The organism is Nocardioides sp. (assembly GCF_035429765.1).
Taxonomy (GTDB): Bacteria; Actinomycetota; Actinomycetes; order Propionibacteriales; family Nocardioidaceae; genus Nocardioides.
Window position 1 is genome coordinate 1 of the sequence record NZ_DAOMFK010000095.1, and the last position, 12,201, is coordinate 12,201.

The 12,201-nt window shown below is 74.6% G+C and carries 9 protein-coding genes; 5 read left to right on the forward strand and 4 right to left on the reverse strand.

The genetic code is table 11. The features are described 5' to 3' along the window. Positions 1 to 147: 147 nt before the first annotated feature. Genes PLP61_RS10155 through PLP61_RS10170 form a run of 4 tightly spaced genes read right to left on the reverse strand, consistent with a single transcriptional unit; the run spans position 148 to position 4,736 of the window. Positions 148 to 930 (reverse strand): hypothetical protein, encoded by a 783-nt coding sequence (locus PLP61_RS10155; RefSeq protein ID WP_324502593.1) that lies wholly within the window; start codon positions 928 to 930, stop codon positions 148 to 150. Further along, positions 927 to 2,321, reverse strand: a complete 1,395-nt coding sequence (gene gad / locus PLP61_RS10160) for a glutamate decarboxylase (protein ID WP_324502594.1) — start codon at positions 2,319 to 2,321, stop codon at positions 927 to 929. Before gad ends, PLP61_RS10155 begins: the two co-directional genes overlap by 4 nt. A 56-nt stretch (positions 2,322 to 2,377) precedes the next feature. Then, complete coding sequence (locus PLP61_RS10165; RefSeq protein WP_324502595.1) at positions 2,378 to 3,850, reverse strand: LCP family protein; 1,473 nt, start codon at positions 3,848 to 3,850, stop codon at positions 2,378 to 2,380. Positions 3,851 to 3,857: 7 nt separating this feature from the next. Next, on the reverse strand, positions 3,858 to 4,736 hold the full coding sequence (locus tag PLP61_RS10170; protein ID WP_324502596.1) for a Gfo/Idh/MocA family protein: 879 nt from the start codon (positions 4,734 to 4,736) through the stop codon (positions 3,858 to 3,860). 121 nt (positions 4,737 to 4,857) lie between these two features. Between PLP61_RS10170 and curA the strand changes: the two genes are divergently transcribed. From curA to PLP61_RS10195, 5 genes are all read left to right on the forward strand, one after another. Beyond that, positions 4,858 to 5,886, forward strand: coding sequence for an NADPH-dependent curcumin/dihydrocurcumin reductase (gene curA, locus PLP61_RS10175; RefSeq protein WP_324502597.1), 1,029 nt, complete (start codon positions 4,858 to 4,860; stop codon positions 5,884 to 5,886). Between the two features lie 44 nt (positions 5,887 to 5,930). Next, positions 5,931 to 6,587, forward strand: a complete 657-nt coding sequence (locus PLP61_RS10180; RefSeq protein ID WP_324502598.1) for an SDR family oxidoreductase — start codon at positions 5,931 to 5,933, stop codon at positions 6,585 to 6,587. A gap of 45 nt (positions 6,588 to 6,632) precedes the next feature. Continuing rightward, positions 6,633 to 7,655, forward strand: coding sequence for an NAD-dependent epimerase/dehydratase family protein (locus tag PLP61_RS10185; protein ID WP_324502599.1), 1,023 nt, complete (start codon positions 6,633 to 6,635; stop codon positions 7,653 to 7,655). A 32-nt stretch (positions 7,656 to 7,687) separates the two neighbouring features. Next, positions 7,688 to 8,761 (forward strand): MBL fold metallo-hydrolase, encoded by a 1,074-nt coding sequence (locus PLP61_RS10190; RefSeq protein WP_324502600.1) that lies wholly within the window; start codon positions 7,688 to 7,690, stop codon positions 8,759 to 8,761. Then, positions 8,758 to 12,201 (forward strand): CHAT domain-containing protein (locus PLP61_RS10195; protein WP_324502601.1); only part of this gene is annotated, 3,444 nt, incomplete at its 3' end. The genes PLP61_RS10190 and PLP61_RS10195, both read left to right, overlap by 4 nt.

A 12,201-nucleotide genomic window follows, 5' to 3' on the forward strand; every position in this document is an offset into this window, starting at 1 on the left:
CGCGGTGCCGCCTGCGCCGAGGCGGCCGCGCCACCCGGTGCCGGCGCCCCGGCCAGCAGCGTCACCGCCAGGCACGCCGCAGCGACCAGCCCACCGGCGCTCCTGGCCGTCCCCCGTGGCATCCTCCACCCCCGTTCCGGGTCCAGGCTAGCCGTCCTGGGCGGGCCGCCCCTCCAACATGGTCAGAATCGCGGCGACGAGGAAGCAGACGGCCCCCAGGAACGTGCCGCCGTTGGCCCACCGGGCGTTGTACAGGCTGTCGTCGGGCAGGATGAAGCCGCCGACGGCGGAGATCCCGAAGAAGACCGACCCCCACAGGTTCAGCGCGGTGATGTGCCAGTCCCGTCTGCCGGGCCGCCAGGAGAACCAGCGGTGGCCGGCCTCCGCGAAGGCGATCACCGAGGAGACCAGGAAGCAGACCGAGCCGATCGCGTCGGGCCGCCAGATGATGCGCTGGGCCTGCTCGGTGTCCAGCGAGAACAGCGACGCGAACGTCATCACGTTGAAGTACAGCGTCCCGACGAGCTGGACCGCGGTCGCCCAGAAGCCCATCACCGACGGCTCCCACCCCAGCCAGCGGTGACCGGCGGTCCGGACCACCTGCAGGAAGCTGAGGTAGGCGGCGGTGGTGAAGAAGAGCGAGCCGACGAAGTAGGTCAGTGCGGTGGCGCGGGCGCCCACGGCGTCCAGGTACGCCGGGACCGGTCCCAGCACGAAGCACACCGAGCCGACCGCGAACAGCAGGCCGATCCACCAGGTCAGCCCCCGGTGCTCGCCGTGGACCCGCCGGTGCTCACGGGCGGCCCAGCGGACCTGGCGGCCGTCGGCGGTCCGGTAGGAGACCGCCGTCAGGAACGGTCGTGGCCCGCTGGTCTCGACCTCGGTCGCGTCCGGCGGGACCGCGACCGGTAGCCGGCGGCCTGTGCTCAATGCCGGAACGACTCGGTGTGGCTGGGGTCGGGCGGCAGCGGGGTCGGCAGGCTCTCGAGGAACTCGGTGGCGCGGCGCAGGTCCTCCAGGAACAGGTCGGCCAGGTCGCGGCCGAACCCGTTGCGGACGACGACCCGCAGCCCGGACAGGTCCGTCAGCGGCTCGGGCAACGAGTAGGCGGGCACCTGCCAGCCGCGTTCGCGCATCTTCGCCGAGACGTCGTAGACGGTGTAGTGGGTGACGTCGGGGGCGAGCCGGAAGAAGAAGACCGGGAGCTGGGAGCCGTCGGAGAGCAGCTGGTAGGGGCCGATCTCGGCGATCCTGCCGGCGAGGTGCACCGCGGTGTCCCGGCAGGCCTGCTGGATCTCGCGGTACCCCTCGAAGCCGAGCCGGATGAAGTTGTAGTACTGGCCGACGACCTGGGCCCCGGGCCGGGAGAAGTTGAGCGCGAAGGTCGGCATGTCGCCGCCCAGGTAGTTGACGTGGAAGACCAGGTCCTCGGGCAGGTCCTCGGGGGTCCGCCAGACCACCCAGCCCACACCGGGGTAGACCAGGCCGTACTTGTGCCCCGAGGCGTTGATGGAGCGGACCCGCGGCACCCGGAAGTCCCACTCGAGGTCGGGGTCGATGAAGGGGGCCACGAACCCCCCGGACGCGGCGTCGACGTGCATCGGCACGTCCGGTCCGCCGGAGGCGGCCAGCGCGTCCAGGGCGTCGGAGATCTCCTTGACGGGTTCGTAGGAGCCGTCGAAGGTCGAGCCCAGGATGGCCACCACGCCGATGGTGTTCTCGTCGACCAGCTTCAGCGCCTCCTCCGCGTTCAGCTGCAGGCGTCCCTCGGCGATCGGGGCGTAGCGGGGCTCGACGTCCCAGTAGCGGCAGAACTTCTCCCACACGACCTGGACGTTGACGCCCATCACCAGGTTGGGCCGGTCGGTCGGCAAACCTGCCACCCTCCGGCGCTCCCGCCAGCGCCACTTCAGGGCGAGGCCGCCCAGCATGACCGCCTCGCTGGAGCCGGTCGTGGACGTGCCGGTGGCCTGCTCGTGCCCGGGGGAGTGCCACAGGTGGGAGATGATCTCGACGCAGCGGCCCTCGATGGCTGCCGTCTGGGGGTACTCGTCCTTGTCGATCATGTTCTTGTCGAGGGTCTCGGCGAACAGCCGGTCGGCCTCCTCGTCCATGAACGTGGTGACGAACGTGGCGAGGTTCTGCCGGGAGTTTCCGTCGAGCATCAGCTCGTCGTGGATCAGCCGGTAGGCGACACGGGGGTCCCGGCCGTCGGCCGGGAGCTTGTCCTTGGCGATCGGGGAGGTCTCCCCGGGCCGGGCGTACACCGGTGAGATCGCCATCCGGGCGATCTCCTCCAGATCGTTCTTGTGAAGGGCCATGCCCCGCACGCTAGCGTGGCCGGGGCCGGCCGGACAGCGTCGGTCCCGTCGGTCGGTCAGGTGGTGGGGCCGGTGTACGCGCAGGCGGTCGCGCTGTCCTCGGCGGGGTGCGGTGTGCCGCCGGCCCGGTGCGGCCGTGGCTCCAGTGCCGCGGCCACGGTGTCCTGCAGCTGGTCGAAGTCGGGGTCGCCCGGGTTGAACTGGTCGGAGGACCGGAAGACGACCGACTTCACCCGCTGGTCCTTCACCTCGAGCGCCAGCTCCACCAGCGGGGCCAGCAGCCGTTGGGGGATGTCGGTGTAGATCAGCTCCTTGCTTGCCGAGGCCACGGCCTCGAACCGGCGCAGCACGTTCCACGGGCTGGCCTGCTCGACGATCGCGTCGACCATGCAGCGCTGCCGCTCCATTCGCTGGTAGTCGTCGGCGCCGTAGCGGCCGCGCGCGAACCACAGGGCGTGGAACCCGTCGAGGTGCTGGTCGGGACCCGGCTGCAGGTAGTAGTCGGGCGGGACGCCGGCATCGGTGTTCCCCCCGACCGCGACCGGGGTGTTGATGTTCACCGTGACCCCGCCCATCGCGTCGACCAGGCTCTGGAAGCCCTTGAGGTTGACCAGCAGGTAGTAGTCCACCGGCAGCCCCGTCGAGCCCTCGACCGCCAGCTTGAGCGCGTCGGCACCGGGGTTGTCGGAGGAGGGGAAGAGGTCCGGGTGCAGCAGCGGGACCTCGCGGTAGACGGCGTTGAGCATCCAGCTGCCGGGGTCGCCCGCGCCGGTGAACCCGTACGGGTAGAGCTGGTGCAACGGGCTGCCCTCGGGGAACTGCGCGTTCATCATGTTGCGCGGCAGGCTGAACGTCACGGTCCGCCCGGTGCGGACGTCGGTGGACATCAGGATCATCGAGTCGGTGCGCACGCCGATCCGGCCCTCACCGCCGTCTCCGCCGAGCAGCAGGACGGTGAGCCGGTCGCGGCCCGCCCAGGGGTCGGCAGTGGTGACGCCTCGCGGTGCCGTGTCGCTGGCGGAGGAGCCGAACACGGTGTCGACCAGGTCCGCCTGGACCATCGCGTAGCGGGAGGCCACCGCGACCGGGGCGGCGACCGCCAGGCACAGCCCAGCGACGAAGGCCGACCCCAGGCCGGTCTTCCAGCGGGGCACGGGAACCGGGCGGACCATCAGGAAGGTCAGCACCACCACGACGGTCCACAGCGCCAGCACCACCCCCAGCAGCACCGCACTTCTGCGTGCGCGGACGGGGTCGACCGCCAGCTCGAGGGCGGCTCTCAGGTCGTGCGGCAGCCACCAGAGGGCAGCCAGCAGGGTGGCCAGCGCCGCCAGGAGCACCACCACGCCGAGGGCCCTCCGGCGCGCGTACAGCATGCCGCTGCCGGGGACGAGTGCCCCGACCGTGGTGACCAGGAGGGCGCCGCGCAGCGTCGGCGCGCGTCGCCGCGTCGGACGGCGCGCGTGCGTGCCGCGCCGCGCCGGACGTGCGGCGGGGGGAGCGGCTCGGCGGACCGGGGTTGCTGGCACTGCTCGCTCACGCGTCCAGGTGTGCCTGGGCGAGGGTCAGCAGCTCGACCACCCGGGTTCCGAAGGCGACGTCGAGCGGATGGGCCTGGCCGGAGCGGGCGGCCTGGACCAGCTCCTGGGCCGCGACCGCGAGGAGGTCACCGGCGTTGCCCTCCGGCCGCGGCGGCATGGTTGCGAACCCCGACTCGCCCCACAGCGTCGTCTCGGTGCACGCGGCCGACAGGGGGGCGAACTGGGTGAGGGTGGCGGTGCTGAGCGCGCCCGACTCGTGGTGCAGCACCAGGTTCACCAGGTCGCCCGCGCCGCCCTCGGCAGTGAGGGACTCGACCGGGCCGAGCGCCGCCCCCAGGGTCGACAGCGCGTGCGGGCCGGTGTCCCACAGGGCCCCGCGCTCGTGGCGCCACGGTGACGCGCCGAAGGGGTTGTCCGGCTCCTGCAGGGCGCTGAACCAGCGCAGCCAGCCGCCGTGCCAGCCGCCGGTGCGACGGACCTCCTCGAACCAGGTCCGGGAGTCCTCGGCGAACCGGTCGGTGAAGAAGACCACTGAGGCGACACCGGCCGCGGCCACCGCGTCGGTGAGCTGCCGCGCCGCGGACAGGCTGACCGCGACGGGCTTGTCGAGCAGCAGGTGCTTGCCGGCCCGGGCGGCGGTCAGCGCCATCTCGGCCTGGGTGTCGGGCGGAACGGCGAACGCGACCGCCTCCACGTCGGCCAGCATCGCCGCGTAGTCGGCGTACGCCGTCACCGCCAGGTCGGCGGCCAGCGCCGCGGCCCTGTCGGGCCGGCGTCCCCACACCCCGACCAGCTCCACGTCGTGCGCCGCGACCAGTCCCGGGCCGTGGGCGAGCTGCGCCCAAGGGCCCGTTCCCACCAGACCGAACCGCATGAGTGCTCCTCCTCGTCGGCGAACTGCCGGACCGGGGGTCCAGGCTACCGGCCCGCCTGCGCGGGCGTCCGTTCCGCGGGGCCGAGTTGCCGGGCCGTGGGGCCCGGGAGAGGGTGGGAGCATGAGGACCACCCAGATCCGGCTCGCCGCCCGCCCCGAAGGGGAACCTGAGGACGGCTGCTTCGAGACTGTCCAGGTCGAGCTTCCCGACCTGAGGGACGGCGAGGTGCTGCTGAGGGTGGTCTACCTGTCTCTCGACCCCTACGTGCGGGGTCGGATGAGCTCGGCCCGCTCCTACGCCGCGCCGATGGAGCTCGGCGACGTGGTCGTCGGGGGCACCGTCTGCCAGGTCGTCGCCTCCCGCGCTCCGGAGGTCCCGGAGGGCGCCTTCGTGCTCTCCTACTCGGGATGGCAGACCCATGCGGTCGCGCCCGCCCGAGCGGTCCGGCGGCTCGACCCGGCCGCGGCACCCGTCTCCACCGCGCTCGGTGTGCTCGGCATGCCCGGCTTCACGGCGTACGCCGGACTCCTCGAGATCGGCCGGCCCCAGCCGGGGGAGACCGTCGTGGTCGCCGCCGCCACCGGGCCCGTGGGCTCGGCGGTCGGCCAGATCGCCCGGTTGAAGGGGGCGCGCGCCGTCGGGATCGCGGGCGGTCCGGTCAAGTGCCGGGCCCTCCTCGACGAGTTCGGGTTCGACGCGGCCCTCGACCACCGCTCGCCGCGGTTCGTCGCGGACCTCAAGGCGGCCGTGCCGAACGGCATCGACGTCTACTTCGAGAACGTGGGCGGGCCGGTGCTCAGCGCGGTGGTGCCGCGGCTGAACACCTACGCCCGCGTCCCCGTCTGCGGGCTCATCGCCCAGTACAACGGCACCGCCCCGGTGCCGACCTCGGACCGGCTGGCCTGGTTCCTGAGCCAGGTGCTCACCCGCTCGCTGACGGTGCGCGGGTTCATCCAGGACGAGTTCACCCGCTCGCACGGCCGCGACTTCGTGCGCGACATGACCGGCTGGGTACGAGACGGGTCGGTGCGCTACCGCGAGGACGTCGTCCAGGGGCTGGAGCGAGCGCCCGAGGCGTTCCGGGGCCTGCTGCGCGGCGCGAACTTCGGCAAGCTGCTGGTCCAGGTGGGCGAGGACCCCACCCGGTGAGCAGCAGGTCGGGCGCCTGAGTGCGCGCTGCCTAGGCTGGCAGCATGAACAGGCCCGTGATCGTGGTGGTGGGTGCCGGCCCCGGCGTCGGCGCGGCAGTGGCCCGGCTCTTCGCCCGGGAGGGGTACGACGTCGGGCTGGTGGGGCGGGACGCGGCGACCCTGCGGCGGCTCGCCGACGAGCTCGCCGGCGCGGGCGCGACCGTGCACCCGGCCGTGGTCGACCTGGTCGACGTCCCCGCTGCGAGCGCCGCGGTCTCCGACCTGGCCGAGGCGTTCGGACGCGTCGACGTGCTGCACTTCAACCCCAGCGTCTTCCGGGAGAAGGGCCCGCTCGTGCTGAGCGTCGCCGAGCTGCTCGACGACGTCGCGCTGGGGGTCGGCGCGCTGCTGACCGTGCTGCAGGCGGCCCGTCCGTTCATGGGTGAGGGCGCGCGGGTGACCGTGACCGGCAGCATGGCCGCCGACCGGCCCTGGCACCGTGCCGCCTCTCTGGGCGTGCAGAAGGCCGGCCTGCGGAACCTGGTGCACAGCATCGACGCGGCGCTCGGGCCGGCCGGCATCCGGGCCGTCTCCGTCACCGTGCGCGGCGCCCTCGCCCCGGAGGGACCGTTCGCACCCGACCGGGTGGCCGCCGCGATCCGTGCCGCCGCCGCCCAGCCCGAGGACTCCTGGCGGACCGAGGTCGAGTACGCCGGCTGAGCAGCCCGCCTAGCATGGGCGGCGACCGGCGACGACGAGGACGCGATGGCAGAGACCGACCTGACCGTGGCGGTGACCGGACCCACGGGGACCTTCGGGTCCGGGCTGGCGCCGCTGCTGGAGGCCGACGACCGGGTCACGCACGTGGTGGGCCTGGCCCGGCGGCCCTTCGACCCCGTCGCCCACGGCTGGACGAAGATGGAGTACCGCCGCGGGGACGTGCGGGACGAAGCGGCGTTGCGCACCGCGTTCGCGGGGGCCGACGTGGTGGTGCACCTCGCCTTCACCGTCGTCGGCGGGCGGCGTCAGAGAACCCGGGCGGTCAACGTGGACGGGACGCTGCACGCCTTCCGTGCCGCCGCTGCCGCGGGAGCGCGGCGGTTCGTCTACGCCTCCTCCGTGGCGGCCTACGGGTTCCACCCCGACAACCCGGTCGGGATGGCCGAGGTCTGGCCGGTCCGCCCGGCCGACCGGCTGTTCTACGCCCGCGAGAAGGCCGAGACCGAGCAGCTGCTCCACGCGGAGGCCTCGGGGCAGCGAGCCCCGGCGCTGTACCTGCTGCGGCCCTCGATCGTGGTCGGCCCGCACACCGTGGGCGGCAAGAACCCCCTCCCCGCACCGCTGGCGAGGCTCACCGGTCGACTGCCGCGCCGGCTGCCCGTGCCGGTCCCGGTGCCGACCCCGGACATCCCTCTGCAGCTGGTGCACGAGACCGACGTCGGAGGCGCGCTGCTGCGGTGCATCGTGGCGGCGGGCCCACCCGGTGCCTACAACATCGCCGGCAGCGGTGTGCTCAGCCTCCTGGACGTGGTGCGGGAGCTCGGGGCCCTCCCCGTGCGGGTCCCGGCGCGACCGGCCTACACGGCGATGCGTGCGCTGGCCCACCTCCCGCTCCTCCCGGAGTCCGTGGGGTGGGCGGAGGCCTTCAGCCACCCGGCCATCATGGACACCGACCTGGCCCGGAGCCGGCTCGGCTGGACCCCGCGGTTCACCGGGCTGGAGGCGCTGCAGGACGCGGTGGGCGGCGGCCCCGGCGCGTCCTGGCGACGAGGCGGCGCCCGCGCGTAGTCTCAGGCGCATCACCGACCGTGGGAGCCGCCGTGACCACAGCCATCCGGATCGAGGTGCTGCCTGCGCGGATGGGGGACTGCCTGCTGGTGGAGTGCCCCCGGGAGCAGGGCCGGCCCTGGCGGATGCTCGTGGACGGGGGACCCCCGGACACCTGGCCGCTCCTGCTGGCCCGGCTGCAGCGTCTGCCCGCGGACGACCGGCACCTCGACGTGGTGGTGGTCACCCACATCGACAGCGACCACATCGGCGGGATGATCCCGTTCCTGGACAGCGAGTTCGCCGACGAGGTGGGCGACTTCTGGTTCAACGGCCGCACCCACCTGCCCGGTGACCCGATCCGCAGCGTCAGCCAGGGCGAGAGCCTGGTGGCCGCGCTGATCGACCAGCCCAGCGCCCGGACCCGCCCGTGGAACCTGGCCTTCGGGGGCGGCCCGATCGACACCGGCGAGGAGGCCGGGTTCCTCGATCTCGCGCCGGTGGACGGAGGCCCACGGGTGACGGTGCTCTCCCCGACCACCAAGCGGCTGACGGCGCTGGCCGCCGCGTGGTACGAGACCGTCGAGGCGGCCAAGAGGGGGCCGGGCGAAGGCACCCCGGACGTGCTCGAGCCACTCGACGACCTGGCCGCGGTGGCGGCGCAGGAGTCGCCGCGGGACGCATCGGTGCCCAACGGCAGCAGCATCGCCCTCCTCCTCGAGCACCGCGGTGCCAGCGTCGTCCTGGGCGCCGATGCCTTCGGGACCGTGCTCGGTGCCGGCCTGGCCGGGGTCGCGGCGGCACGAGGACTGGACACCCTCCCCGTGGACGCGTTCAAGCTGCCGCACCACGGCAGCAAGAGCAACGTCATCGACGCGATGCTGCGGGTCGCGCCCGCGCAGCACTACCTGGTGTCCAGCAACGGCGACATCTTCCACCACCCCGACGACGCGGCCCTGGCCCGCGTGGTGACCACCCGACCCGGCGCGACCCTCTGGTTCAACTACCGCACGGCCCGCACCGAGCGGTGGACCGACCCCGGCCTGTCCGGGCGGTACGGCTACGACACGCGACTTCCCGACGACCCGGACGCCGGCTGCGTGCTCGAGCTCCCCGCGGTGCCGTGACCGCGACCGGGTGGCCCGTCCTGGCCTCGCTGGTCCGGGAGGACCTCGCCGCCGTCCCCGGCCCGGTCCTCGCCGCGGCGGAGGCGGCCTGGGCGCGCGGCCCGCAGGACGGCCAGGCCCAGTTCCTGGCGTGCCTCGCGGCGCTGATCGCCGGGGAGCCGCGCCGGGCGCTCGCGCACCTGGACGGGTCCGTCCAGCCGCCCCGGGTCACCGCAGCCCTCACGGCCTGGGCCCGTCAGCTCGACGGCAACTGGTACCCCGGGGACGTCGGCGGTGAGACCACCATGGAGCTCGCGGACGCCTTCGTCGAGCCGGCACCCGGGCAGCCGACCGAGGAGCTGCTGGAGCAGGTCGTGCGCTACGGCCCGCTCAGCCTGGTCACCCCGCGCACCCTCCTCGAGACCTCCCTGCGCAACGGTGCTCCCGCGGGCGCCCAGCAGGCGGTCGCTGTCGGCGGCGGCAACCTCGACACCCTCGGGGCGTACGCCGCCGCGCACGGCCGCGGCGACCTGGCGATCTGGACGCTCCTGGCCGGGGCCGACCTGACCCGGCGGGCGGGGCTGCTGCCGCAGTCCCAGCAGCTGCTCGCCACCGCGCGGGCGCAGTTCGCCGCGGTCGGAGACGCACCGCGGCTGGCGCTCACCCACCTCGTCGAGGGCGACTGGTACGCCGCCCCCGGGGCCTCCCCGGAGTCCCTGGGCTGGGACCTGGCCCCCCAGCCCGGTCCGAGTCCCTTCGGCCCGGCCGACCTGCCCCGTGCTGCCGCCGCCTACGACGTGGCCGCGGCGGTGCTCGGACCTGTCGACGTGCCGCGGCTGCGAGGAGCCCTGGCCCTGCGACGGGCGTTCCTGGCCCGGGGTGCGAGCGACCCGCAGCCGCGTCGAAGGCACCTCGACGAGGCCGCCGCGGCGTACGCCGTCGCCGGCGACTCCGCGGCCGCCCAGCTGGTCGCCGTCCACCGGCTGGTCGCCGACATCGACGACGGCGTGCTCGGGGCGCACGCGCTGGACCTCGGCAGCGGCTGGCACCGTCCCGGCCACGGCCCGGTCGCCGGAGTCCTCGCCTGGGCCGACAGTGTCGGCAGCCGCAGCTGGTGCGTCGGGCTGGGTCGGCTGCTGCAGCGGTGCGGGGAGGAGTGGGACGCCCGGGGCAGTGCGCCCAGGGCACGGGTCGCCTACCTGGCGGCGGTCCAGCTGATCGCGGTCGAGCCACGCATCCCCAGCCGCACCTTCCTGACCGCCGTCGCCCACGCCGACACTCGCAACAACCTGGCCACCAACGCGCTGCTGCGCCTCGAGCGCGGGTTCGGCCCGCTGCTGGCGGACGCCACCGGCGGCGGCGAGTTCGACTTCCCGCAGCGGCTCGAGGCGGCACTGGTCATGGTCAGCGCCCTGCGCGACCGCTCCCGAGGTGCGGCCGCGCCGCTGGCGGCCGCACGGATGACGCTGCTGCGAGACCAGCTCGCGGAGGCCGTGGCACAGCTGCGGGCCACCCTGCCGCCGGTGGCCGGCCCGCTGCCCACCACCATGGCCGAGCTGCAGCAGGTCCTCACCGCGGCCCAGGGGGACGGCTCGTGGGAGGCCCAGGCGGGCCGGGTGCCCGACGCGATGACGCTGATGCAGCACATGCAGCTGCAGAGCGCCGACGGCACCGTGGCGATGGCCGACGTGCTCGCCTCGCTGATCCGTGCGGAGGCGGCCCAGCGGTCCGGGCGGCCCGGCGACGCCGACCGCTGGTTCGACCAGGCCGTAGCGGCGGCCGGCCGGCCGGAGGCCGAGCCGTACCTGCTCCCGCTCGCCCTCGTCTCGGCGTACCGGCTGGAGGAGGCGCGCACCGCACTGCGAGAGCGGCCCCAGCTGCCCGACTCCTTGCAGCTGCCGCTGTGGCTGCGGGCGGAGGGGGACGCGGAGGCGGCGGCCACCCTGGACCGGATGACCGCGGCCGGCTTCGTGCCCGCGGACTGGCGCGACCGGCTGACGGTGGCCGAGCTGGCGCTGCGCCGCGGGGACCGGGCCGCCGCCCGGACCGCCCTGCTCGAGGCGGTCGCCGACTTCGAGGACTCCGTCCGCCTGCTGCTGCGTGATCCCGAGCGGTTGGACGCCTGCGACCAGCCCGACGTCGCCGCTCTGTACACGCTGCTCGCCCGCACCTACCTCCCTCTCGCGGGCGAGCCGGCACCTGAGGAGGCCGACGAGTCGCTCGCGGCGGCGGAGCTGGTCCGCGCCCTCACCGAGGACGTGGAGGACTCGGCCGGCTCCGCCGAGACGCGGCGGGTCTGGCAGCGTGCGGCGGCGGAGTACGCCGCCGTCGCCAACCGCGTCCTGGCCGGTCTGCCCACCGCGACCCCCGAGCAGCGCGAGCGGAGCTTCGCGGCGCTGGACCACGCCGACGCCGACCTGGCCACCGCCGAGCACGCCCGCGACGCCGAGCAGCCCGGCGTGCTGCTGCGCCGAACCGCCCGGCGGGTCCAGCCCGGCCCCGCCGACATCCGCCGCGCTCTCCCGGAGGGCGCGGTGCTGCTGGAGTACCTCGCCGTGGGGGACGACCTGCTGGTCTGGGGGATGACGCGGGACACCGTCCGGCCGGTGCGGCAGACGGTACGGCTCCGGACGCTGGCCGAGCTGGTGCGCCGGTTCCACACCTCCTGCGCGGAGGGCCGCGGGTCCGGGGCCGACCTGGCCCGGCTCCTGGTGGAGCCGGTGGCCGACCTCGTGCGGGCCCATCCCCGGGTGCTGGTGTCGCCGTTCGGGCCGCTGAACCTGGTCCCCTTCCACGCCCTCCCGCTCGACGGTGCGCCGCTGGCGGCGACCCATGTCGTCTCCTACCTGCCGCGGGCGGGGCGTCTGGTGGCCGACGCGCCTGACCTGGACCGGCCGACCCCGGCGGCCTTGCCGCTCGTCGTGGGGGACCCGGCGTTCGACCCCGGAGCCCACCCCTCCCTGGTGCCGCTGCCCGGCTCCCGCCTGGAGGCCGGTGCCGTGGCCCAGGCGCTGGGTGTTCCTCCGCAGGACGTGCTCGTCGGCGCCTCGGCGTCGGAGTCCGAGGTGGCCCGTCGGCTGGACCGCTGCGACCTGCTGCACGTGTCCAGCCACGGCCACCTCGACGAGCTCTCGCCGTTCGCCTCAGCGCTGGTGCTGGCCGGCACCGACGAGCTCACCGTCGCCGACATCGCCGGGTTGCGGTTCGCCACGGACCTCGCCGTGCTGACCGGGTGCGACACCGGACGTGGCAACGCCACGCTCGGCGGGGACGTGGTGGGCCTGAGCCGCGCGCTGCTGCGCAGCGGCGTGGGTCGCGCGGTCGTCTCCCTGTGGCCGGTCGACGACTGGGTCGCCCCGGTGGTGATGCAGCGCTTCTACACCGGGCTGGCACAGAGGCAGCCACCGGCGTACGCGCTGGCGGAGGCGCAGCGCGCGGTGCGGGAGCTCAGCGCGGAGGGG